The following is a 23120-nucleotide window of genomic DNA, read 5'->3' on the forward strand; positions in this document are numbered from 1 at the left end:
GCGAGTCATGACACAGCCCCATGCGGTCGTCATCGGCAGCGGGATCGGTGGGCTGACCGCCGCCGTGGCCCTGCACCGGCGCGGCTGGCAGATCACCGTCCTGGAGCGGGCAGCCTCACTGGAGCCCGTCGGCGCAGGTATCGGCCTCGCGCCCAACTCCCAGCGCGCCCTGGACGTCATCGGCCTCGGTGACAGGGTCAGATCCCTGGCCGCCTGGCAGGGCGACGGCGGTATGCGCACTCCGGGCGGCCGGTGGCTCGCCCGGACGAGCAGCGACGCCGCGACCGAGCGGTTCGGCGGATCGATCGTCCTCGTCCACCGCGCCACCCTGATCGACATCCTCGCCGCCGAACTGCCCTCATCCGCGATCCGTACCGGGGCGTCGGCGCAGCTCCTGGAGCCGGGCACCGCGGGCGGCGCCCGGGCGATCGTCGCCACTGCGGCCGGGAACTTCGAGGCCGATCTCGTCGTCGGCGCCGACGGCATCGACTCGGCCGTACGCTCCTGCCTCTTCCCCGCGCACCCCGGACCGTCGTACGCGGGCTTCACCACCTGGCGCGTCGTCGTCCCGGCGCCGGCGAAGCCCTTCGCCCCGCACGAGACCTGGGGCCGTGGCGCCCTCTGGGGCACCCAACCGCTCAAGGACGGCCGGATCTATGCCTACGCGGCCGCGGTCTCGCCCGCCGGGGCGCGGGGCGCCGACGGCGAGAAGGCCGAGCTGCTGCGCCGGTTCGGCGACTGGCACGACCCGATCCCCGGGATCATCGCCGCCGTCGAGCCCGGACAGGTTCTCCGCAATGATGTGCACCATCTGATCGACCCCCTGCCGGTGTTCCACCGCGGCCGCACCGTCCTGGTCGGCGACGGCGCCCACGCCATGGCGCCCACGCTCGGACAGGGAGGCAACCAGGCGATCGAGGACGCCATCGTGCTCGCCCACCATGCGGTGCCCGGCGGCGACCTGGCGGCGGCCCTGGCCGCGTACAGCGCGGACCGTGTCCCGCGCACCGGCGCCATCGTCCGCAAGGCCGCCCGGGCAACCCGGCTGATGCGTCTGACCAGCGCACCTGCCGTCGCAGTGCGCGACATCTCGATGTCGGTCATTGCCCGGTTCGGGCCCGGCCTCGTCCTGCGCACCTTCGACGGCATCGCGGACTGGCAGCCGCCGCAGCACACGTATGCTGCCTCGACGGATGACGCGCACACAGCGAGAGGGAGTTCCCTGTGAAGGTCGGCTGCATCGGGCTCGGCGACATCGCGCAGAAGGCGTACCTGCCAGTACTCGCCACGCTGCCCGGGGTCGAACTCCATCTGCAGACCCGCACCCCGGCGACCCTGGCCGCCGTCGCCGAGGCCCACCGGATCCCGCCGGAGCAGCGCCACACCGACCTCGACTCGCTGATCGCGGAGGGCCTGGACGCCGCCTTCGTCCACGCTCCCACCTCCGTGCACCCGGAAATCGCCGGGCGGCTGCTCGACGCGGGTGTTCCCACGTACGTCGACAAGCCGCTCGCCTACGAACTCGCCGAGTCCGAGCGGCTGGTGAACCTCGCCGAGGAGCGCGGTGTCAGCCTGGCCGTCGGCTTCAACCGGAGGGTCGCGCCCGGCTACGCGCAGTGCGCCGAGCACCCCCGCGAGCTGATCCTGATGCAGAAGAACCGGGTGGGCCTGCCCGAGGACCCGCGGTCCATGGTGCTCGACGACTTCATCCACGTCGTGGACACCCTGCGCTTCCTGGTGCCGGGCCCGGTCGAGCACACCGTCGTACAGGCCAGAATCCGTGAGGGCCTGATGCACCACGTCGTGCTGCAGCTGTCCGGCGACGGGTTCACCGCCATCGGTGCGATGAACCGCCTCAGCGGCTCGACGGAGGAGCGGCTCGAGGTATCCGGACAGGACTCCAAGCGCGAGGTGGTGAACCTCGCCGAGGTGATCGACCACAAGGGGCAGCCGAGCGTGCGGCGACGCGGGGACTGGGTGCCGGTGGCCCGCCAGCGCGGCATCGAGCAGAGCGTGCTGTCCTTCCTGGACGCCGTCCGGGCCGGAAAGCTGCTGAGCGCCCGGGACGCCCTGGAGACGCACGAGCTGTGCGAGCGCATTCTCCGCGACCTGGGCTGCGCGTAGGCCTCTCGTTCGGATCATCCTGGGCCCGCAGGGCGGACGGCGTCCGGTGGACTGCGCAGGACGGCCGACTGTCCGTGCAACCCGCAGTTCGGGACAGGGTCGATCCGCTCGGGATGCATCCCGCACAGGCCGGAGGCAGGCTGGGGGAATCGACCGCCGGCCCGTGGAGGTGACCTTGTGAAGCCCCACGACGAGCCACAGGGATGGGGCGCTCTCCAGCCACCCCCCGGCTACTACTCGGCGGACGGGCGGCCACCCGACGCGATGCAGCGCGGCCTGATCCTCGACTGGGCGGTCAATCAGCGGATCGCGAACGGCTGGCGGGTGGAGTCCCGGGCCGAGACGCAGGTGGTGATGGTCCGGGGACAGCCGCTGAACCACGTCCTGCACGCCCTTCTGATGGTGTTCAGCTGCTTCCTGTGGGGCGTCGTCTGGGCGGTGCTGGCGGTGACCAACAAGGTGGAGCGCGTCGCCCTGACCGTCGACGCACAGGGCAACATCGTCTCCGTCAACGCCCCGTCATAGACCGTGTGTCCGTGCCGTCGGACTCACCGGGCCGACCGGCGCCAGCGGGGCACGACGCCGCAGGGACCTGACACCCTCGTAGGCGCAGAACGCCGCCAGCACGCCCAGCGCGCCGTGCACCGGCCAGTCGCCCAGCCGCACATACAGCGTGGTGCCGGTGGCCAGCGGTACGTCGTACACGGCGGCCCCGCTCGTATCCGTCCCCATCGGTGAGCCGATGCGCGCGCCCCGCGGGCCGTACGCCGTGCTGATGCCGGTGAGCGTCGCATGCACCATCGGGCGGCCGTTCTCGGCGGCCCGCAGCGCGCCGAGCGACGCGTGCTGCTCGGGTGCCCAGGTGTGCTGGAACGAAGAGGTCGACGACTGGGCGATCAGGAGCTGGGCCCCGTCACGCGTCAGCCGCCTGCTCATGTCGGGAAACGCCGATTCGAAGCAGACCAGCGGCCCGATCCGCAGACGGTTCTCCGAGGCACGTACGTCGGTGGGGGATCCGGTGGACCGGCCCGCGCGAGACGGCTCGGGAACGGACATCACCACCTGGCGGGTGCCGCGCAACCGGTCCTCGCCCGCTGCCCTGCCCACCGACGTCACCCAGCCGAGCGCCGAACGGGCCGGGACGTACTCGCCGAACGGCACCAGGCGCATCTTGTCGTAGCGGTCCCCGGTCAGGCCGTCCGGTCCGACCAGCACCGCGCTCTTGAAGATCCCCGTCCGGCCCGACGCGCCGGTCTGCCGGGCATCCATGTTCACCAGCACATCGGCGCCGACCTCGCGCGATAGCTTCGCGATCCGCGCGGTCAGGTCCGGGCGCCAGGACAGATCCTGGCCGACGCTGCTCTCTCCCCACACCACCAGATCGAGGTCGCGGCCCGCCAGCGTGCGGGTCAGCTGCTCGCTGCGGGCGAAGCGGCGCGTGGCGCTGTCGGGTCCCCCGACCACCCCCGGCTGGACGACGGCGATCCGGGCCGTCCCCGCCTGCTGGGGCTGCGGTGCCCACGTCCATATCGCGCCCACGGCCAGGGCGCACACCACGATGCCGACCGCCGCAGCCGTCCGGGCGCGCGAGGTCACGAGCAGCAGGGCGACAGCGGTGTTCACCGCAACCACCAGGAGACTCACCAGCCACACGGCCCCGACCGATGCGACCCGGAGCGCCACAGGAACCTGCCACTGGCTCGCGCCGAGCAGCCCCCATGGACCGCCGAGCCCCTCCCAGGAGCGGGCCACCTCGATCATCAGCCAGCCGCACGGCACCACGATCAGGCCGGCCGCAACCCGTCGGCCGGAGGGGGCACCCCCGAGCATCCTGGACACCAGCAGGCCCCAGGGCGCCCACAGCAGACCGAGCAGCGCCGCGAGAACCACGATGAACACATGCAGGCTCGGCACCAGCCACTGGTGCACGGCGAGCAGGTAGCCCGCCCCGCCCAGCCAGCCGTCGAGCGCTGCCCGGCGCGGTGTGCCCGCCGACCGGATCAGCAGCAGCCAAGGCACCAGTGCGACATAGGCGAACCACCACAGCGACGGAGCGGGGAAGGCGAGCGCGGGCAGTGCGCCGGCGAGCAGCGCGGCACCCGAGCGCCACCAGGGCGCCCGGAGCATGTGCCGGTGTTGCTCACGACCGACGAGCCTCCCTTGCTCAGGAGGGCCCAGCTCCCCCTGCTCACGGTGGCCGACCGGAATCCGCATAGCGCGCCTCCTCGTCCTGCCGGGTGAGCAGGTGTTCCCTTCTTCTTCCCCAGTGTGGGGGGCGCGGAACGGGTGCGGCGAGGCCGGCGCCTTTCGGCGCGACTCAGCCCGTGGTGAGGGAGCCGGAGAGGGTGCGCCACTTCTCGTGGACGGTCACGGTACGGATCCGCCAGCCGACCTCCGTACGCAACAGTCCGAATGCGTACCGGCCGCCCGAGACGAAATTCGGCGCGACGGTGTCCGGGGGTGCATCACCGCCGCCGTCGGGCGCGCCCTGCAGCCGCATCGGGTTCAGGTAGTCGGCCTGCACCTCGGCGCGGTCACCCGGGTAGCCGCCCAGGTCCTGGAGGGCGATCCGGCGGTTGACGACCAGGTGCTGCCGTACGGGGAAGAGCCGCATCGTCTCCGCGAGCCACTGCGCGACCTCGGCCGCGGGCCCCTCCACACCGCCCGCACCGCGGTAGTCGGCGCGGCCTTCCGGGGTGAACAGGTCCCGGTAGTCCTGCCAGGCACCGTCGTCCACCGCCACCGCATAACCGGTGATCACTGCGTCGATGGACAGCTGGTCCATCACGGTCGCGAGAGCCACGCGCTGCGTCATCCGGCCAGTGTGTGCCCGCCGGCCGCGGAGGCCAAGGGGCGTGCACGCGCGGCGCACGGTCCAGTCGCCGTGCGGACCTCCGCGGCGTGGGTGCCGAACCAGCCGGACCGGGTCAGCAGGGGACCACGGCCACCGGCCCGACCGCGTGCGTGAGTGTCGTCTGCGCCACCGGGGACAGCCCGAATCCAAGATCCTCGCCGCCCTTGCGCCGCCCGATCACCGTGAGGGCGGCGGTCTCCGACGCCGTGACGAGGGTGTGGGACGCGGACCCGTGGACCGGCTCCTGTACCACGTCGATCTGCGGGTACTTCTCACGGCGGCCTGCGGTGAGCTCCGCGAGGGTCCGTGCGGCCGCGTCTGCCGCCGCGTCGCGGTCGAAGACGGGACCGCCGGAGAGCATCGACGAGAACATCGTCCAGCCGTGCACGATCCGCAGGCGCGCACCGGGCCGGGACGTGGCCGCCTCGAACGCGAAGTCCAGCACGGCCTCACTGCTCTCGTCGGCGGCCACCCCCACGACGATGTCCGTGAACGCCTCGCGTGTCTCCGCCTCGTCCTCGTCCGCCGCGCTGCTGTGGACGACGATGACGGGACACCTTGCCATCGAGGCCGTCGCCAAACTGTTCGAGCCGATCAGCAGCGACCGGAACCCGCCCAGCCCGCGCGAGCCCAGCACCAGCATCGACGCGTGCTCGCTCAGCGCGGTCAGTGCCGCCGTCGGGAAGTCCAGCGGGGCGAGGGTCGACGTGTGGAGGGCCGGAGCGACCTGTGCCACCCGGCCCACGGACTCCGCGAGCAGTTCCTCGGCCTCGCGCCGCTGAGCCTCCTGACTGGTATGCCGATCGAGCGGCCTGACATGCACGATCGTCAGCGGAAGCCCTCGCCCCACGGCGTCGCGCGCGGCCCAGGCGAGCGCCTCGAAGCTGTGCCACGAACCGTCGACGGCGGCGATCACAGGAAGCTCGGCGGTGGTCATGGAGTCCTCCAGAGTCCGGCAGTACCTGTCCCAGGCTGGTACGTGTACGGAGCACGCGGCGTGGACCTCCGACCGTGTCTGCCCCGTATTCCTCCGGTCGTGTTCCGTACGCTACGGCTGGTCGGCGTCCGGCGCAGGAGCAGCCGACGTGCGCACAGCGAAGTGCTGTGCAGCGAGGAAGCGCGTCGCGGAAGGGTACGGGCGGACGCCTTTCCGGTCTCTCCGGACCGTCGGCCGCGGGCCTTCTGCGACGCGCTTCAGGACGAGGGCGATCCGGTGAGGGTCGCACTCATGGCGGAGCGGGGACGGGTGGATCAGCTGCCGGCGACGTACGCCGTCAGAGTGCCGAGATTGTCGATGAAGTCCGATGTGGTGATGCCCAGGGGACTGGCCTGCGGCGTGTAGGGATCCTCCAGGGGCGGCTTGAGCGGGTCGTACGGCGAGGTGTCGTAGAGGTCACCCACATTGCGGCTCATATAGGCCTTGCCGTCGTAGGGCGTCGCGGGTGCCGGACCCCGGTAGGGATTGGTGATCGATCCGATCGGCGTCAGCCAGTGGTCCCGTGTGCCGAGCCCGTCGACGACGGCGTCCGCCTGCGCCTGTGTCACGGTCGGCAGCGACGGATCGGCGTCGCGGAACAGGTCGTCGAGACTGAGGTCGCTCATGGAGAAGTAGCCCGGCAGCTCACGCCTGCCATGGGCCGAGAGCGGCGAGCGGGCCTTGAGGTCGGCGACTTCGGACCGGCTCATCGCCATGAGCTCCTCGTACGTCGCGTGCAGCGCCGCGGTGTCGACCTTGCGTCCGCCGCCGTAGTGGCTCGGGGTGTCCAGGTGGTCGTAGTCGTTGTAGTAGGCGCCATTGCGGATGTTCGAGCCGAAGCGGTGCACGAAGCGAGCGCGGTTGGTGCCGAGTTCGACGAAGGTCGGATGTGTGCTGGACGCCAGGAGCGGGTTCTCCGCCTTCTGCTGATCCGTCAGCCGGCAGGTCTCCAGCCAGGCGAGGGCTTCCGGGACGCGACGCAGGAAGTCATGGTCACCGGTGAGCCGGAAGTAGGCGAAGAGCTGCTGGACATTGGTCTGAGTGGTGTGGGTGACCAGCGCCCGGGGTTCGTAGGAACGGGCACCGGCGGGAGCGCCGGCCGGGCGGCCGCCCGCCGCACGGGCGAGGTGCTGGAGGCCCCAGCCGGCCTGCGGGCCGGGCTGCTGCATGCGGTGGAGACAGGCCATGGCCCGCCGGACGTTGGGTATCAGGTCCCGGCGCCCGAGGGCGGTGACGCACATCAGCAGGAACTTGATGTTCTCGCCGAGCACGTTGTCGTTGAAGGTCACATGCCCGGTGTAGTCGCCGTCCTCCATGCCGTGCCGGATGCCGGAGGGCAGCCAGGACGGCAGTTCGTCCGGCCAGGGCGTCTGATCGGCGGAGCCGGAGAAGGCAGGGAACCGCTGGGGCCAGCCGCCGTCGGCGACACCGCCGCGGTACTGCGCGGCGACGACGAAGCGGATCGCGCGGTCCAGAGAGGCTTCGAACTTCGGGTGGGGGCGTTCCAGTTGGAGCCGGAGTATCAGTTGCGCGGCGGTGGAGGTCGCCGCGTCGTCGAAGGTGGCGTTGCCGTAGAAGTGCTGGAACTCCTCCAGCCGCCACCCGTTGGCTCCGATGGTCCTGTACCAGTCGCGCAGCGAGCCCTGGCCCGCCGTGTCATGGATGTAGTTCCAGCCGCCGCACGCCAGTTGGGCGTCGACAAGCGCCAGTCCGGTGCGCTTGGCCGCCCGGTAGCAGGCCTCCGATCCGGTGGCGTGGTAGGCGTCGAGCATGCTGTGGCCGACGGACGGGGTGCCGGGCGGCTGGATCCAGCACATGGTGCGCCGGGCTTCCATCTCGCCCCAGGTGGTGGAGAGGTCCGGGAGATAGCTCCAGACGTAACCGCCGCCGTAGGAGACGTGCTCGTCCATGAACGTGGTGACGCGGGCCACGGTCGCGGCGATGTCGCCGCGTGTCCGTGCGGGGGCGGGTCCGGTTGCGGTGGGTGGCGCGGTACTGGCGGCCGACGCGCGCCCGGCCGATCCGATCACAAGGGCTGCTGCCGGTGCGACAGCGAGGCGGGAGAAGGTACGACGGCTCACGGGCAGGTGCATCGAACGACTGCCTCCAACTCGGGTGGCGAAACGCGAAAACGGGCCGCGGGGAGGCGGTCCCGGACATGACGCAGCGTGATCCGATGATCTCGCTCTCCATGTCAAAGGAGTTCTAGCACCATGCGATGATGGAGCCAAGAGGCCATACACAACAACAGAGTTCACGTATGTGGAGCCCTGGATGAATTAATCGGGCATATGTAACTCATGGGTTCGCTCACCTGGACATCGACGATCGCGTTTGGCGGGCCGAGCCGAACTCGGCGGTCGTCACGCAGAGATAGGTGCACACCTCTTGAGTGACACGGCGACCGCGGCTCAGGGTCATCCGGTGGGGGGATCACCGGTACTCCATGCGGTGTACGGCGACTGCCTCCGGACGTACGACGACGGCCGGGCCCGCCCCGCGGGATGCTCCGGGCATGGAGAACCCTTCTGCAGCGGCCATCAGTACGGAACCGGCGCGCAGAGGCCGCGCCGGCTCGCTGCCGAGCACCCGTGCGTGGCACGGTCTGCGCCCGGTGGAACGCCTCTGTTACGCAACCGGATCGGCGCTCGTCGTCTCCGGGCTGCTGCACCTGGTCGTCCTCGCGGTGGACGGCGGTCCCTGGTCCGGCCCGGTGTCCTGGCGCAAACCCGTCACCTTCGGGCTCTCCTTCGGCCTGACGCTCATCGCGATCTGCTGGGTGGCTTCGTACGTACGCATGCACGCGCGCACCCGCACGGTGCTGCTCGCGGTGTTCGCCGCCGACTGCGTGCTGGAGGTCGCGGGCATCACGCTCCAGGCCTGGCGCGGCGTGCCGTCCCACTTCAACATGGAGACGCCCTTCGACACGGTGGTATCCATGACGCTGGCCGTCGGCGGGGCCGTGCTGGTCGTCGTCCTCACCGGCCTGGCGGTGGCCTCGTTCGCCCGTCGCCCGGAAGGACCCGCCGGTATGCCGCTCGCGCTGCGATCCGGTTTCGCGATCCTCGTCGTCGGGCTGCTGTCGGGGGCGGCGATGATCGCCCGCGGCGTCTATCTGACCCGTACCGGTCATCAGTCGGCGGGCTACGCCTCCACGGCGTCGCTCAAACCACTGCACGGGGTGGGCCTGCACGCGATCCTGGTGCTTCCCGTGCTGGCCAGGGTGCTGGCCGGCACGGCATGGAGCGCCCCCACCCGGCGTACCGTCGTGCGCGCCGCCGTGGGGTGCTACGCGGTGGCCGTCGCCGGGGCGCTGACATGGGCGGCCGTCGCGTACTGAACCGTCGTGCACGGAGGGTTGCGGGGTGGTCCGCCGAAGATCCCGCCCGGCGCCGGCGGCCAGGACGGTACGGTTGGCAGGCCCGGCGCTGGCGGCCGAACGTGTCCTGGTGGATACTCCCTGCAGGCACCGCCGGGTGATCCGGACGCCCTGGTGTGCCGCCTCATGGTGCACAGGCACCGCCACCGCACACCAGCCGTGGTCTTCTCGGGCTCAGGGCCCTCACAACGACCGCTATGCACAGGAGACTTGATGGCTGACGCTTCACCGCGCCAGGTACGACGGCGCACGAACGACGACGCCGCGGACATGGGTACGACGGTTGCCCTCGACCCCGTCGAGCCGCCGAGGCCGCAGTACGCGGGGTTGTTCGTCGCGCCCCCCGACCTGCCGGCGGCCGACACCGAATGACGCAGCCCCCTCCCGCTCCGGCGGGAAGGGGCAGTTTCATGTCCGCGGACGCGTCTCCTCGACCTTCACCGCGGTGAACCCGACGAGCTCACCCTCGGGCGTGGCCGAGCCCCCACCATCCAGCGGGGGCTCGGAGCCTGGACCTACTCGTCGTCTCTGATCAGCGGGTCCGTCGGGCCGGACTTTCCGGGCACGCGCTTGCGGGCGTCGTCCAATGCGTCTTTCGCGCGCCCCTTGGCCTGGTCGGCCTTGCCTTCCGCAATCTTGCCGCGGTCTCCGGTCACCTTGCCCAGAGTTTCCTTGGCCTTGCCCTTGATCTTGTCCTTGCTGCTTCCTGAGGTCACCGGGACTCCTCGGGTAGACGAATCCCCCTGACCAAGCTAGGGCACGTCGGGCCGGGCCGCCTCGTGTGGGACGCGGCATGAGGGCAGATGTCCCTGCCGCAGTGGTGCCGGCCGGGGGAGGGCGTCTTCGGCGGCCACGCGTGTGCGGGCGCGGCTGCACCGGATCGCGGCCGTGCGGTACCGAGCGGCAGTCGCCGAGCCCCCTGCGTGCGCCCCGCCGTCACCGTGACCGGGGCCGGGGCTGCCTCATGCCGAGGTGATCACGGCCAGGACCGCACGTGAGGCGGCCCGGGCCCCGGACCCTGCCGAGCGCCTCGAACCGGCGCCGCCGCTCGCCTCCGCTGCTCACGGACCTCACTTTCGTGACGGTGGAAGCGATCCGCACAACGTCGCCGGGACACCCGCGGAGGTTGTCGACCCCGCGCTGCTGGACTCCGTGAAGGGATGAGGGCCTATGACAGGAATCAGCGGTCGGGTCCGGCACCTGCGTGGTCTCCTGGCCGGGGCTGCCGCGGGCGCTGGCCGGATCACCGTCCCGGACGCGGTCGGGTACGTGGACATGGTGATCCGCGGCCGAGGAGCGAGCACGACACCCGAGGTCGCCGTGGAGCGGCTGTCGGAGACCCTGCACGTTCCGATCCCGGGCGACGGGAACACATGACCGACGCACGACATGCGCAGCTTCGAGCCGGCCCTGTTCCACCAGGCCCGGGCCGGCCTTGAGGTATACGGCATGCAGCTGCGGGTGCTTCACCGAGACTCCTCCGAGCATCGCTGGCTCCCGAGCCGCGCCAGGCCCCAGGGGGCCGGGGGTTTGGGTCATCCGCTCGGGTTAAAGAGCCTGGCAGAGCCGTGTCGGCAGGCGCCCCGATCACAGCGAGCGCGAGGATACGGGGCATGCCGTCAGCCTCATGCGCCACCACCGCAGTGCTGCAGGCGGTGGCGTCCGCGGGTGAGCCGTCACAGTTGCTGCCCGCTCGTGAACAGATGGCCTTCACACTCGGCTTCCACATCATCATCGTGCCGTTCGGTGTGGCCTTCACCTTCCTGATGCTCCTCGCCAACCATCGAGGACTGCGCCGCGGCGACAAGCAGGCCATGCTCCTGGCACGCCGCTGGTCGAAGGTTGCCGCGGTGCTGTTCGCAGTGGGAGCCGTGTCCGGCACCGTACTCACCTTCGAACTGGGCATCCTGTGGCCCGGACTGATGGGGCGGTACGGCGCCGCCTTCGGGTTCCCGTTCGCCATCGAGGGAATCTTCTTCTTCCTCGAAGCGATCTTCATGTCGTTCTACATCTACGGATGGGACCGGCTCTCGCCCTGGGCACACTTCTGGAGCGGTGTCCCGGTGGTGATCTCCAGCCTCGGTGGTGCCTCGGCCGTGGTGGCTGCCAACGCCTGGATGAACCAGCCCGGCGGCATCACCATGCGTGCGGGCCGCATCGTCGACGTCAGTCCGGCCAAGGTGTTCTTCAACGGCGCGTTCTGGTTCGAGACGATCCACATGCTGCTGGCGGCCTACATCGTCGCCGGCTTCGTCGTGGCCGGGGTGTACGCGGCGGGGATGCTCAAAGGAAGACAGGACGCCTACCACCGCACCGGCTTCCTCATCGGCTTCGTCGTGGCCGCCGTCACCGTGCCCGTGCAGATCTTCGTCGGGGACCTGGTCGCCCGTCAGGTGTTCGACTCCGAACCGGCGAAGTTCGCCGCCATCGAACTGCTTCCCGACTCCGGTGACCACGTCCCCGAGACACTCGGTGGTGTTCTGATCGACGGGAAGGTCCGCTACGGGCTGCCGATCCCGGACATGGCATCGCTTCTGGCCGGGTTCCACCCCAGCACCCATATCAACGGGCTCGACGCAATCCCCGCACCGGTGCGCCCCAGCGACGCGGGCGTGAGCATCGTGCACTTGGCGTTCGACATCATGGTGGGCGCCTCCATGGTTCTGCTGGCCCTGTCCGTATGGTTCGCCTGGCTGTGGTGGCGCCACCGCCGCGTCCCCACCAACGTCTGGTTCCTGCGGTGCGCCGCGCTGTCGGGCGTGGTGGCCTTGGTCTCCCTGGAAAGCGGCTGGGTGGTCACCGAAGTCGGACGGCAGCCGTGGACCGTGGTCGGACTGCTGCTGACACAGGACGCCGTCACCACCCACGGCAACCTGTGGCCCTTCTTCGGCGCGACCGTGATCATCTACGCCACCGTTGGCACAGGTGCCCTGCTGGTTCTGCGTGCCCTGCGCCGGCGATGGGCGGCTCAGGGCGACGACGATGTCCAGGTCCCCTACGGCCCCGAAGTCCCTGCTGGCTCCGCCGCGAGCCCGGAAGGCCGAACGCCATGACCAATGCGATCGGCGTCATCCTGTTCACCGGCGTCATCGCCTACGCCGTCTTCGGTGGTGCCGACTTCGGCGCCGGGTTCTGGGATCTGACCGCGGGCGGAGCCGTACGGGGCAGCGCCCCCCGCTCGCTCATCGACCGGTCCATCGGCCCGGTCTGGGAAGCGAACCACACCTGGCTCATCTATTGCCTGGTGGTGCTGTGGACGGGTTTTCCGCCCGCCTTCGCCGCCATCACCACGACGTTGTACATCCCGCTCGGCCTCGCGGCACTCGGCATCGTCCTGCGCGGGTCCGGCTTCGCCTTCCGCAAAGTGACGCTGCGCACCGCGCAGCAGCGTCTCACCGGGGTCCTGTTCGCGGTCTCTTCGGTGCTGACGCCGTTCTGCTTCGGCGGCATCGCAGGGGCCGTCGCCTCCGGCCGCGTCCCCAGCGCCGGCGGCGGCGCCCCGCTGTCCAGTTGGCTCAACCCCACCGGTGTGCTGGGAGGTGTCCTGGCGGTCGTCGTATGCGCCTACCTCGCTGCCGTTTTCCTCTCCTCGGCTGCCACGCACCCCTATCGGGATGAGGCTCTGCACCTGTACTTCCGGCGGCGGGCACTGGCGGCAGGCATCGCGGTGGGCATCGTCTGCATGGCCGGCGTCTTCGTCCTGCATGCGGACGCACCGCGCCTGTTCCACCAACTCACTACCCGCGGACTGGCTCTGCTGATCGTGTCCGCCGCTGCCGGACTCGCAGCCCTGGCAACACTCAGAGCCCGTCGGCCGCGCCTGCCGCGGCCGTTGGCGTCGCTGGCCGTGGCCACGGTGATCGCCGGATGGGGCGTCGCCCAGTATCCGTACCTCCTGGGCACCCACCTGTCCTTGACCCAGGCCGCCGCTCCCGACTCGACCCTGTGGGTGCTGGTCGCTGTGGCCTGCACCGCGGCCGTGCTGATCGCTCCCTCCCTGGCCGCCCTGTACGTGCTGCACGAACGGGACCGGCTGACTTCCTCCGCCTGACCTTCCGCTTCGGCCCCCACCTCGCCCGCGAAGCCAACCGCCGGCTGCACATCGCAGGCGCACCCATCCGCCTCACCGGCACACCGGCCGTGCCCACCGAACTCGGCCCCGTGGCCTGCCCCGACGCGGTCCTGTGCCGCACCAACACAGGGGCCAGGGCCCAAGTCATGGCCATGATGGCCAGCGGACAACGGGTCGCCCTGGCCGGGGGAGGAGACGGACTGCGTGCTCTTGCGCTGGCCGCCCGCGACCTGAAGGAAGGCCGCCGCACCACCCACCCCGAACTACTCCTCTTCCCGACCTGGGGAGAGCTCCAGGACTACGCAGCCCACGATCCGGCCGGACGCGACCTGCAGCCCTGGTCGACCTCGTTGACAAGCACGGCACCGACGCCATCCTGAACGCCCTGGCTGGCCTTGCTCCCGAGCAACACGCCGACGTGATCGTCTCCACCGCGCACAAGGCCAAGGGACGCGAATGTCCCTGCGTGAGAATCGCCGACGACTTCACCCCGCCGAAAGACAGTGGTCAAAAGGACGCCAACGGATGCGCCATTCCCGGGCCGATCGACGACAGCGAGGCCCGCCTCGCATACGTAGCCGTCACCCGTACCCGCCAGCGCCTGGACATGGACGGACTGGCGTGGATCGACCACCACCCGGATGGAAACCCGATGGACTCAACCGGTCGTCGCAACACCTGACCACAGAGGCGTTGCGCGGGAAGACAGGGGCGGTTCAGATCGCTTCCTGCCTCCACCCTGCCCGCACCAGCAGCCAAGCAGCCTCCTTGAGGGCGTCGTTGTCGCTTGCGTGCGCGGCAATGGCATAGAAGCGCATGGCCATGCGAAAAGGCCGCGGCCTCGTGCTGCCCGGGCGAGGGTTCGGCAATCACGGGAGGCGTGGTGCTCGATGAGGGCTTCCCACAAGACAGCCGGGACGAGGCTGGTGTCCCTGTCAGTGCGACCCTGTTGTTCGAGGTAGTCGACGAGGCGGTAGTGGGGGTGGGCAGGTGCAGACTGGCCACGACGGGGTCGGATCCGGGTGAGCGGGCCGCGGGCACCGTCTAGCGGGGCCGCGGTGCAGGCGAGGGCCTGTTCGAACCAGTCGTCCTCCAGCAGGTCCCACTGGGAGTCGGCGAGACAGCCTTCCGCGGCGGCTTCCAACAGAGGCAGCGGCAGGCCGGGAGGGTGGCCCAGTCGATGCGCATCCATGGCCGCTTCGATGAGGGCTCGCGCGGGGCCTGGCACATTTTGATAACGCTCTATCAAAGCAGGAGCGCCCGCCAGACACTGGCTGATCTGCCCGTGTTCCGCCCACCCAGCGACGTACGCCAGTCGCGGATCGTGCTGCGCCATCAAAGCCACGACTTGGAGGTCGGCGTCGATGAAGGCCACTGGCACGGGCAGGGCGTGACCGTTCAGCAGGCGGCGGGCTCGTGCGTGGAGGTCGTCAGCAGCGGGTTTGGGCGGGGTAGTGAGTGTGGCCCAGTGCTCGGGCCAAGTGCTGCCAATGACGAGAAGCGGGACCAGTCCGCGCTTGCGGCGAACACGCTCGCCGAACGACACGGCGCGCGGTCGTCACCGCGACGAGGCTGCGGTGGCGTGCAGCGCGGCCCAATGGGACGACTGGCCAGTCGATGGTATCGGAGTATGGTGCATTTACATGACGGATTCCCGGGCCAATTCCGCGGCCGGTCCGCCCCCCGCGTTCGGTGCCGACCTGCATCTGGAGCTGCGCGGATCCAGGCTGCGTGCAGGGCTCACGGACGCCTTGAGGGACGTAGTGCGGACGGGGCGTCTGGCGCCCGGCAGTCGGCTGCCGGCCTCCCGCTCACTCGCCGCGGATCTCGGCGTCTCGCGCAACACCGTGGTCGAGGCCTACGCCGAGCTGGTCGCTGAGGGCTGGCTCACCGCCCAGCAGGGCTCCGGGACCCGGGTGGCCACCCGGGTCGAGCCGCAGAGGGCCGCGCCCGACGCTTCTCGCGCGAGGCCGGACGAGCCCCGTCTCCGGTATGGCCTGTGGACCGGTGCACCGGACCTCGCGACCTTTCCGCGCTCGCAGTGGCTCACCGTGGCCCGCCGGGCTTTGACTGCCGCGCCACTCGACGCCTTCGGCTACGGCGACGCCCGCGGCCGGATGGAGCTGCGCACCGCACTCGCGGACTATCTGGCGCGGGCCCGCGGGGTGTACGCCGAGCCGGATCGGATCGTCATCTGTTCCGGTTTCCACCACGGTCTGGCGCTGATGGCGCAGGCGCTCAGGGTACGGCGGGTGCGAGGGGTGGCAGTCGAGGCCTACGGACTCGACCTGTTTCGCGACCTGCTGGCGAACGCCGGTCTGCACACCCCGCCGCTCTACGTCGATGACCATGGCGCACGCATCGACGACCTCGCGCGACTGCGCGAAGTGGGGGCGGTGCTGATGACCCCGGCGCACCAGTACCCGACGGGGGTCGCGCTCCGCCCGGACCGGCGCATGGCTGTCGTCGAGTGGGCACGTGCCACGGGCGGCCTGATCCTGGAGGACGACTATGACGGGGAGTTCCGGTACGACCGTCAGCCGGTGGGGGCCCTGCAAGGCCTCGATCCGGAGCGGGTGGTGTACTTCGGTTCCGTGAGCAAGTCCCTGGCGCCGGGGGTACGGCTCGGATGGATGGTGCTGCCGGAGGAACTCATCCCGGAGATCGTGACGGCCAAAGGACACGGCGACTACATGACGAGCGCCCTGGAGCAGCTGACGCTGGCGGAATTCATCGCCTCGGGCGCGTACGACCGTCATGTGCGCTCGATGCGGCTGCGCTACCGGCGTCGCCGCGACCAGCTGGTCGCGGTCCTGCGCCAGAGGGCTCCGGGCATTCGTGTGACCGGGATGGCTGCAGGACTGCAGACGGTCCTCGAACTCCCTCGTGGAACCGAGAGCTCTGTGGTCCAGGCCGCGGCCCGGCAAGGTCTGGCGATCAGGGGGTTGACGCAGTTCCGCTACGAAGTGGCGGACTGTGGATGGCGGTTGCCCGAACGGGACGCCCTGGTGGTCAACTACGCGGCGCCCTCGGAGAGCGCGTGGGCAGGCGCACTGGACGCACTGTGCAGGGTGCTGCCCTAGAAGCGGTTCCGAGGGCGGAGCGGACGCGCCTCTGTCCGGTTCGGGAGCGTCCCTGCCGAGATTCGAGGCGCCGGGGTTGTCGGTCTCAAGTGCCAGGCCGCCCGTTCCGGAGTCGGCGCGATCTCTCAGGCGGGAAGCCGTGCTGTCACGATCTCGCCATCCGTTCCAACGGACTTCTCCAGGTAGGCGAGTGCGCCGGCGGCCGTGTCGGCGACGAAGACCAGTTCTGCAAGGGGCAACGGCAGGAACCCCTGCTCGTCCATTCGCCGGAGCTGGAGTATCAGCCTGTCGTGGGAGCCCGCCGTGTTCAGCAGCACCACGGGCTCGTCGTACAGGCCGTGCTTCCTCAGCTCCAGGACCCCCAAGGCTTCGTCCAGCGTGCCCACGCCGCCGGGCATCACCACTACTGCGTCGGACACGGCGAGCAACCGTGCCTTCCGTTCAGCGAGATCCCTGGCGAACGTCATTTCGTCGGCGTCCTTCCTGACCCACTTCCGGAGACGCCCACACTCCGTCGGTGACGACCTTCATCAGCCCGGTATCGGATCCGCCCCACACCAGGGTGTGGCCGGCCCTGCCGATGAGGTCCCCCGAACTCGCGGGTCGGCTGGGTGTAGTGCTCGTTGACGTCAGTGGCTGAGAGGAAGACACCGATGTTCATCGGGGGCGGGCGCTGTTGCAGGCATGACCCGAGCGTATGAGCGCGTCCGCCCACACGTGTGGACCGCTTTCTGAGCAAAGACCGGGCCACTTCGCGTCGAACGGCGAGGCGGGCCCCTGGGTGCCGTCTGTCAGACCGATTGCCCCGCGAAGCCGGAGCGCCACGTCGCATGCTCGGGGCGCGACGTTCGGGAGCGGTTCAGTGTTCCAGCTCCATAGATCGTGATCTCGCTTTGTCCGCAGAATTGGACTGGGAATTTGTCATAGAAATGGACCGTACTCCTGTGCCGCCGGGTGCGTAGCGTTGCAGGCATGAACACGGACGAAAGCACACGGAAGCCCGCAGCGCCTCACCGCGCACACGCGCTGGTTGGCCGCGCCCAGGCCCCGACAGGTGTCCCGCCGGAGCACGCCTGGCGGGCAGAGACCACCGCCGCAGCCACCGTCGGGGGCAGTGTGAATGGGCTGTGAGCTGCCGTGCCTGGTAGCTCGATCACTCCTGCCCTGAATTTATCCATCCACTAGACAGCCGAGCAGCTTGGGGACCGCATCCGGGGGACACAGAAGGGAAGAGCAATGGGCAGTTCCGCAGAGACAGCAGTCTCCGAGGCTCAGACGGCCATCGAGACAGTTTGCCCAGCGATAGCTCTCCTCGACGCGCAGGGGACGGTGGTCGGATGGTCGCAGGCCGCTCAGCGGCTCGTGGGCTACTCGGCCGCGGAGGTGGTGGGGCGGTCCGCCGGTGTCCTGTTGGTGGCCGCTGACGACCGAGCAAAGGCTTCACAAGCCGCACAAGAGAGCACCCGCCGGGGCCGCTGGTCCGACCTCGCGCAGGTGCGCCACCGCGACGGCCGCAGCATCGACGTGCGCCTGTGCGTGTCATCTCTGTCCGGGCAGGACGGCCTGGAGTGGTGGGTGGTCTGTGCGACCGACAAGGCCTTGGTTCCCGCGTGGCCGGCCGAGGCCACAGTGGCGGAGCCACTCCTCGCTACGCTGCCGCTGCCAAGCAGCCCGCCGATCGGTTTCGTCATACGGGACACGCACCTGCGCTGCATCCAGGTGAACGACACCCAGGGCTCCAAGGACGGCATCCCTCTCCCCAAGCGGCTGGGCCGCAGGCTGACGGAGGCGGCGCCCGGGACGGAGGCCGAAACGCTGGAGGCAGTGATGCGCCAGGTGCTGGAGAGCGGCGACCCGGCGATCAACGTGGACTACCAGGCCTTCCTGCCGGTGAATGTGCGAAGCAACCGCATATTGACAGCGTCCTATTTCCGCCTCGACGACGCGCAGGGTCGCGCGCTGGGCGTGTGCGTCGTGAGCGTGGACGTCACCGACAGCCGACGGGCGCGAGAGCGTCTGGCAATCCTCGGCGAGGCCAGCAGGAGCATCGGCACCACTTTGGATGTCATGCAGACCGGGCAGGAACTGGCCGACCTCGCCGTGCCGTTCCTCGCGGACTACGCCACCGTCGACCTGACGGAGTCCGTCCCGCTCGGCGAGGAGCCCTTGGCCCATTTCGGCCCACAGGGCGGATACATCCCCGTCTTCCGCCGCGCGGGCCTGGCCTCGATCCACCCGGGAACGCCGGAGTCCCGGTTCGTCCGCGGAGAGCCGGTCTTCGTCCCGCCCACCTCGCCCTTCATCGGTGTTCTGCGCTCCGGGAAATCCCACTTCGAGCCCATACTGGACGCATCCCCGGGCACCTGGCTGGACCACCACGATGCGGCACGGGCGGAGAAGCTCCGCGAGCACGCCATGCACTCGTTGATGGTCGTTCCGATCCACGCCCGGGGTGCGGTGCTGGGCGTGGCGGTCTTCGTGCGGACGAAGGACCCCAGGCCGTTCGAGGAGGACGACCTGTTCTTGGCCGAGGAACTCGTCAGCTGGGCAGCGCTGGCCCTGGACAACGCCCGCCAATACGTGCGCGAACGTTCCGCGGCTCTCGCCCTGCAGCGGCTGCTGCTCCCTCACCGCGCCACAGGCGGCTCCGCCGCTGATGTGGCCTGGCGCTACCTGCCGGCCGACAGCCACCACGGCATCGGGGGTGACTGGTTCGACGTGATCCCCCTCTCCGGCGCCCGCGTCGCCCTGGTCGTCGGCGACGTGGTCGGACACGGCATCAACGCGGCAGCGGAGATGGGTCAGCTGCGCACCGCCATGCGCACCCTCGCCGACATGGACATGCCTCCCGACGAAGTACTGTCCCGCCTCGACGAGCAGGTTATCCGCCTCACCGAGGCGGAAGCCGACCCCCGGCACCCGGCCACCACCACGATGGCCGCCACGTGCCTGTACGCGGTCTACGACCCGGTCACCCGCACTTGCACCATGGCGGGGGCCGGCCACCCCCCGCCCGCGATCATCGACCCGTACGGCCACGTCACCTTCCCCGACCTGCCCACCGGAGCACCGCTCGGCCTCGGACTGGTCCCCTTCGAGTCCGTAACTTTGGAACTTGCCGAAGGAAGCGTGCTCGCCCTCTACACCGACGGTCTGATCGAGGCCCGCGGCCAGGACATTAGCGCGGGCATGAACCGTTTGCGCGCGGCCCTCGCACGGCCCGGCCTCACACTGGATGATCTGTGCTCTTCCGCGGTGGACACATTGCGGGCCAAGCCGCAGAGCGACGATGTCACTCTGCTTCTCGCACGGACCCGCTCGCTGAGCGCAGACCAGGTTGCCTTTTGGCAGTTCCCCAGCGACCTCGCCGTCGTCAGCCGTGCCCGAACTCTCGCTGCCCGCCAGCTGACCCAGTGGGGACTGGAACACCTAGCCGAGTCCACAGGGCTGATGGTAAGCGAGCTGTTCACCAACGCCATCATCCACGGCAAGGCCGACTGCAACAGCGACCGCACGATCGGCCTACGCCTCATCCGGCACGAGATGCTGACCTGCGAAGTCTCCGACGCTCACCACTGCCACCCGTTTGTGCGACACGCCCGCACCACCGACGAACACGGCCGCGGCCTCTTCCTCGTCGCTCAACTGTCCCGCCGATGGGGAACCCGCCAGATCCCGGACGGCAAAATCATCTGGGCTGATCAGCAACTGCCAGCCAGTGCGTGAAACCACTTACCCGTCCGACTCAAGCGCTTGGAGGCCAGTGCCTGGGCCCCGAGAAGACCGACAACTCGTGCGCACCATTTATGTGGCTGGAGAGCGGACGTACGCTCCCACGCCACGCCAGCGGCAGCCCGGTGACGGGGTGGAAAGTCCCGTCCGGCCCTCCCGCCTGGTCGCGAAACTCCAACGACTACATCGGAGGTTTCGTGAAACTCGGACCTCGTCCGCCCCAGAGATTGGGAGTGGATCTGCAACGTGGTCGAAGCAGCCAGAACGGCCGAAGCGGCCGGATACGGCAGTTTGTGGACGTACGAACGGCTGCTCTTCCCGGTGCCCTGTGCCCTGTTGCAGCTCGGTGGGCGTACCGAGCGGCGCGCTTCATTTGCCGTGCGCTCCGAACCTGGGAGAACAATGATGCAGAGCAGACCGCCTTTGCAGGCGACTAGGGCACTGAGCGGATGGCGGGGCTACCGATGGCTGACCCTGTGGTCCGTGCCGATCGTGGCGGTTCCGGTGGCCGACTGGTTCCTGCCGTCGGACATCCACCTCGCCCATGTGCTGGTCATCCCGCTCGCGCTCGCCGCCGCCTTCGCCGACACCCGCCGTACTGCCGTCACCGCTCTGCTCGCCCTGGCGGCGCTGGTCGTCGCGGGAGCCGAGCGACGCACGTTGACCACCGAGAACGTACTCGTGCAGATGCTGTCCCTGGTGCTGTTCTCGGCGCTGCTCCTGATCGCCACCCGTCTGCGCGAGCAGCATCAGCGCCAGCTGGCCATCGTGCGCCAGGTCTCGGAAGCCGCGCAGTCCGTGCTGCTGCGGCCACTGCCGCGACGCGCGGGAGCGGTGTCCCTGGCGTCGACGTACGTGGCCGCCCAGACCGAAGCCCGTATCGGTGGAGACCTGTACGCACTGCTCCGCGCGCCTGGCGCCACCCGGCTGATCATCGGGGATGCGCGCGGCAAGGGGCTCGGGGCCATCGGGGACATCGAGACCGTCCTCGGTGCCTTCCGCTTCAATGCGCACCGGCACTCCACTCTGTCCGGGCTCGCGTCCGGTCTGGAGTCCGATGTGCGCTGGGACCTGGGCCAGACGCACCGCGGGGATCCTGACGACTGGCCCGGTGAACGCTTCGTCACGGCGGCCGTGCTGGAGATCCCGGACGACCAGCCTTGTGCCCGTCTGATCAGTTTCGGCCATCTGCCGCCGCTCCTGCTGCACGGGGGGCACGTCACGCCCTTGGAAGTCGGCGTCCCCGCTCCGCCGCTGGGTCTTGGCGCCCTGACGGAGACTGAGTACGCCCCATTGACCTTCCGTTTCGCCCCGGGCGACCGGCTGGTGCTGTACACGGACGGAGTCACCGAGGCCCGGGACTGCATGGGCAGCTTCTACCCCCTCGTGGAGCGGGTGACGGCTTGGGCCGATCAGCGTCCGGATGCGCTCGTGCACAGGATTGGCGCGGACCTGCGGGCGCATACGGGCGGACCGCTCGCCGACGACATGGCCCTGATCGTGCTGCAGCGCGAGGGGGCGCGCGTCCGGGCCCGGAACTCCGAGAACCGCTGGGACTCTTGACGAAGGCGCGGCCCGCTTGAGGAAAATTCGCGACGGCGCCGGGCGCGCGCGAGCCCGGCGGGCTGTTCCCTGCCGGGCGCGGCGAAGCGCGCGGATGCGGGGCGCGCGGCTCAGTCGTGTTCGCGTCGGTCGACGCGTCGAAGTGACGATGAGCTCAGGCTCGACGGCAACGTGCAGGTACTTCGTAGTGTCAGTGTTCGCTGGTCGTGTCTCGCGCGGTGCGAGTGGCGATGAAGGCCGAGCGGCTGATGTCGACGGCGTCGTTCCACTCGGGGTGGTCTTGGACGTAGTCGGCGACGAAACCGCAGTAGATGCCAACCTTGGCCAGCCTTTGAGTCAGGTCTTCCAGGGCATAGCGCGCTAGGGCAGACGCGATGCCCCGATGCCGTTGATCTGGGTCCACATAAGAGTGGGTGAGCGTGGCACGTCCGCCGGCAGTCTCGTATGCCAGGGTACCGACGACCTGGTCATCGATCAGTGCCTCGTAGAGGCGGGTGGTTTCGTCCTTGCGTACCTCAACGGCGGCCGGTGATGCTGCATGTTCTCTTCTCGCCTCTTTCGTCTTCGGTCGGTGGTCCCGAGCAGTCCTCGCTGGTACATGAATGGACCATCGAGTCCAATTTACATAGGCCTTTGCGCGTAGAGAAGCACCGTACTGGACTAGAAGGTCCGAGGGGAATGTTTGAATGGTCGACGTGACGACACGCTGGAGAGGTAAGGCGATGAGCGGCGAAGAGCAGGTGCCGGTAACTGAGCAGCTGACCGACAACATGGATCGAGGCCGCTTTGAGCTCTGCCGTGACGACCACCTGGTCGGCTGGCTCTACTACACTCACCTGAAGCCCAACCGGTACGCTCTTCGGCACACTGAAGTCGAGACGAGCCATCAGCGCCAGGGTGTGGCGGGCGCGCTGGTGCGGCGGGTGTTCGACGAGATCCGCGCCCGCGGGGGCACGATCACCGCAATCTGCCCCTTCGTGGTCGACTACCTCTCGCGAAGAACCGCCTACGCCGATCTGGTCGACGCCCGGCACCCGGGCTACTCCGATCGTGCTGCTGCCGAGTCGGCACGGATGCCGGCTGGTGGCTGAGGCTACCGGGGCGCAATTAGCAGTCCCCTCGGAGGAGCCCCATTGCGGCCTCACGACGTGCTGCCTCGAGCACCTGGGCGGAGTACAGCGACGCAGCCGCAGGCCAGGGTGATTCGGCACGGCCGGCGAACGTCGATGAGCCCACGTCTCCCCGATCTCCCGTAGCGTCAAGACACGGGTAAGAAGCGGAGTCCACCCGACGCTAACCTCCGACCGAATGCGCGAGCTGGCTGTGACTGCACCGAC

The 23120-nt window shown here is 69.6% G+C and carries 18 protein-coding genes and 2 pseudogenes; 13 read left to right on the forward strand and 7 right to left on the reverse strand.

Annotation, left to right across the window (positions count from 1 at the left end):
* Window positions 1-7: 7 nt before the first annotated feature.
* The 3 genes from OG878_RS33020 to OG878_RS33030 all read left to right on the forward strand — a co-directional run bounded on the left by OG878_RS33020 (window position 8) and on the right by OG878_RS33030 (window position 2649).
* Entirely contained in the window at window positions 8-1228 is a 1221-nt protein-coding gene (locus tag OG878_RS33020) for an FAD-dependent monooxygenase (protein WP_328890164.1), read from the forward strand.
* On the forward strand, window positions 1225-2124 hold the full coding sequence (locus OG878_RS33025) for a Gfo/Idh/MocA family protein (protein WP_328890165.1): 900 nt from the start codon (window positions 1225-1227) through the stop codon (window positions 2122-2124). The genes OG878_RS33020 and OG878_RS33025 overlap by 4 nt, the downstream gene beginning before the upstream one ends.
* Window positions 2125-2301: 177 nt before the next feature.
* Window positions 2302-2649, forward strand: coding sequence for a hypothetical protein (locus OG878_RS33030; RefSeq protein ID WP_328890166.1), 348 nt, complete (start codon window positions 2302-2304; stop codon window positions 2647-2649).
* Here OG878_RS33030 and lnt read toward each other — a convergent pair.
* The 4 genes from lnt to OG878_RS33050 form a co-directional block, all read right to left on the reverse strand.
* Entirely contained in the window at window positions 2644-4251 is a 1608-nt protein-coding gene (gene lnt, locus OG878_RS33035; protein ID WP_328890167.1) for an apolipoprotein N-acyltransferase, read from the reverse strand. The genes OG878_RS33030 and lnt overlap by 6 nt on opposite strands.
* Window positions 4252-4441: 190 nt before the next feature.
* Window positions 4442-4939, reverse strand: coding sequence for a nuclear transport factor 2 family protein (locus OG878_RS33040; RefSeq protein ID WP_328890168.1), 498 nt, complete (start codon window positions 4937-4939; stop codon window positions 4442-4444).
* Between the two features lie 112 nt (window positions 4940-5051).
* A complete protein-coding gene (locus tag OG878_RS33045) occupies window positions 5052-5915 on the reverse strand; it encodes a universal stress protein (protein WP_328890169.1) in 864 nt (287 codons plus the stop codon).
* 314 nt (window positions 5916-6229) lie between these two features.
* The gene (locus OG878_RS33050; RefSeq protein WP_328890170.1) at window positions 6230-8035 is read right to left on the reverse strand and encodes a pectate lyase; all 1806 of its coding nucleotides are present in this window, start codon (window positions 8033-8035) and stop codon (window positions 6230-6232) included.
* A 434-nt stretch (window positions 8036-8469) separates the two neighbouring features.
* Here OG878_RS33050 and OG878_RS33055 point away from each other — a divergent pair, with 434 nt between their 5' ends.
* Window positions 8470-9294 (forward strand): hypothetical protein, encoded by an 825-nt coding sequence (locus tag OG878_RS33055; RefSeq protein ID WP_328890171.1) that lies wholly within the window; start codon window positions 8470-8472, stop codon window positions 9292-9294.
* 252 nt (window positions 9295-9546) lie between these two features.
* Window positions 9547-9705 carry a hypothetical protein gene (locus tag OG878_RS33060; protein WP_328890172.1) on the forward strand — a complete coding sequence of 53 codons (159 nt, stop codon included), beginning with the start codon at window positions 9547-9549 and terminating at the stop codon, window positions 9703-9705.
* Between the two features lie 143 nt (window positions 9706-9848).
* Here the strand turns inward: OG878_RS33060 and OG878_RS33065 are convergent, their stop codons facing one another.
* Window positions 9849-10049: a CsbD family protein gene (locus OG878_RS33065; protein WP_328890173.1), complete on the reverse strand. Its 201-nt coding sequence runs from the start codon at window positions 10047-10049 to the stop codon at window positions 9849-9851.
* 454 nt (window positions 10050-10503) lie between these two features.
* Between OG878_RS33065 and OG878_RS33070 the strand changes: the two genes are divergently transcribed.
* From OG878_RS33070 to pdxR, 5 genes and pseudogenes are all read left to right on the forward strand, one after another.
* The gene (locus tag OG878_RS33070) at window positions 10504-10710 is read left to right on the forward strand and encodes a hypothetical protein (RefSeq protein WP_328890174.1); all 207 of its coding nucleotides are present in this window, start codon (window positions 10504-10506) and stop codon (window positions 10708-10710) included.
* 236 nt (window positions 10711-10946) lie between these two features.
* Window positions 10947-12386 (forward strand): cytochrome ubiquinol oxidase subunit I, encoded by a 1440-nt coding sequence (locus tag OG878_RS33075; protein ID WP_328890175.1) that lies wholly within the window; start codon window positions 10947-10949, stop codon window positions 12384-12386.
* Window positions 12383-13384 carry a cytochrome d ubiquinol oxidase subunit II gene (locus tag OG878_RS33080; RefSeq protein WP_328890176.1) on the forward strand — a complete coding sequence of 334 codons (1002 nt, stop codon included), beginning with the start codon at window positions 12383-12385 and terminating at the stop codon, window positions 13382-13384. The genes OG878_RS33075 and OG878_RS33080 overlap by 4 nt, the downstream gene beginning before the upstream one ends.
* Window positions 13375-14087 (forward strand): annotated as a pseudogene (locus tag OG878_RS33085) (3'-5' exonuclease); the annotation flags it as partial. The gene OG878_RS33080 and the pseudogene OG878_RS33085, both read left to right, overlap by 10 nt.
* Before the next feature lie 961 nt (window positions 14088-15048).
* Entirely contained in the window at window positions 15049-16488 is a 1440-nt protein-coding gene (pdxR, locus tag OG878_RS33090; RefSeq protein WP_328890177.1) for a MocR-like pyridoxine biosynthesis transcription factor PdxR, read from the forward strand.
* Window positions 16489-16613: 125 nt separating this feature from the next.
* On the opposite strand, the pseudogene OG878_RS33095 reads toward pdxR, so the two are convergent.
* Window positions 16614-17149, reverse strand: a pseudogene (locus tag OG878_RS33095) (LOG family protein).
* Window positions 17150-17724: 575 nt separating this feature from the next.
* On the opposite strand from OG878_RS33095, the gene OG878_RS33100 reads away from it, so the two are divergent.
* Both OG878_RS33100 and OG878_RS33105 read left to right on the forward strand, forming a co-directional pair.
* The gene (locus OG878_RS33100; RefSeq protein ID WP_328890178.1) at window positions 17725-20214 is read left to right on the forward strand and encodes a SpoIIE family protein phosphatase; all 2490 of its coding nucleotides are present in this window, start codon (window positions 17725-17727) and stop codon (window positions 20212-20214) included.
* Window positions 20215-20703: 489 nt separating this feature from the next.
* Window positions 20704-21783 carry a PP2C family protein-serine/threonine phosphatase gene (locus OG878_RS33105; RefSeq protein ID WP_328890179.1) on the forward strand — a complete coding sequence of 360 codons (1080 nt, stop codon included), beginning with the start codon at window positions 20704-20706 and terminating at the stop codon, window positions 21781-21783.
* 190 nt (window positions 21784-21973) lie between these two features.
* Here OG878_RS33105 and OG878_RS33110 read toward each other — a convergent pair whose 3' ends face one another.
* Window positions 21974-22555 (reverse strand): GNAT family N-acetyltransferase, encoded by a 582-nt coding sequence (locus tag OG878_RS33110; protein ID WP_328890180.1) that lies wholly within the window; start codon window positions 22553-22555, stop codon window positions 21974-21976.
* On the opposite strand from OG878_RS33110, the gene OG878_RS33115 reads away from it, so the two are divergent.
* Window positions 22506-22874, forward strand: coding sequence for a GNAT family N-acetyltransferase (locus OG878_RS33115; protein ID WP_328890181.1), 369 nt, complete (start codon window positions 22506-22508; stop codon window positions 22872-22874). The two genes, OG878_RS33110 and OG878_RS33115, sit on opposite strands and share 50 nt — an antisense overlap.
* The last annotated feature ends 246 nt before the right edge of the window (window positions 22875-23120 follow it).

The organism is Streptomyces sp. NBC_00316, assembly GCF_036158715.1.
Classification (GTDB): domain Bacteria; phylum Actinomycetota; class Actinomycetes; order Streptomycetales; family Streptomycetaceae; genus Streptomyces.

Excerpts from the sequence above, each read along its gene's own strand:
- OG878_RS33020 (WP_328890164.1), top strand. The coding sequence starts at position 8 with ATGACACAGCCCCATGCGGTCGTCATCGGCAGCGGGATCGGTGGGCTG.
- OG878_RS33045 (WP_328890169.1), bottom strand. The coding sequence starts at position 5,915 with ATGACCACCGCCGAGCTTCCTGTGATCGCCGCCGTCGACGGTTCGTGG.
- OG878_RS33055 (WP_328890171.1), top strand. The coding sequence starts at position 8,470 with ATGGAGAACCCTTCTGCAGCGGCCATCAGTACGGAACCGGCGCGCAGA.
- OG878_RS33100 (WP_328890178.1), top strand. The coding sequence starts at position 17,725 with ATGGGCAGTTCCGCAGAGACAGCAGTCTCCGAGGCTCAGACGGCCATC.
- OG878_RS33075 (WP_328890175.1), top strand. The coding sequence starts at position 10,947 with ATGCCGTCAGCCTCATGCGCCACCACCGCAGTGCTGCAGGCGGTGGCG.
- OG878_RS33060 (WP_328890172.1), top strand. The coding sequence starts at position 9,547 with ATGGCTGACGCTTCACCGCGCCAGGTACGACGGCGCACGAACGACGAC.
- OG878_RS33070 (WP_328890174.1), top strand. The coding sequence starts at position 10,504 with ATGACAGGAATCAGCGGTCGGGTCCGGCACCTGCGTGGTCTCCTGGCC.
- OG878_RS33040 (WP_328890168.1), bottom strand. The coding sequence starts at position 4,939 with ATGACGCAGCGCGTGGCTCTCGCGACCGTGATGGACCAGCTGTCCATC.
- pdxR (WP_328890177.1), top strand. The coding sequence starts at position 15,049 with ATGACGGATTCCCGGGCCAATTCCGCGGCCGGTCCGCCCCCCGCGTTC.
- OG878_RS33115 (WP_328890181.1), top strand. The coding sequence starts at position 22,506 with ATGAGCGGCGAAGAGCAGGTGCCGGTAACTGAGCAGCTGACCGACAAC.
- OG878_RS33110 (WP_328890180.1), bottom strand. The coding sequence starts at position 22,555 with ATGTTGTCGGTCAGCTGCTCAGTTACCGGCACCTGCTCTTCGCCGCTC.
- lnt (WP_328890167.1), bottom strand. The coding sequence starts at position 4,251 with ATGCTCCGGGCGCCCTGGTGGCGCTCGGGTGCCGCGCTGCTCGCCGGC.
- OG878_RS33080 (WP_328890176.1), top strand. The coding sequence starts at position 12,383 with ATGACCAATGCGATCGGCGTCATCCTGTTCACCGGCGTCATCGCCTAC.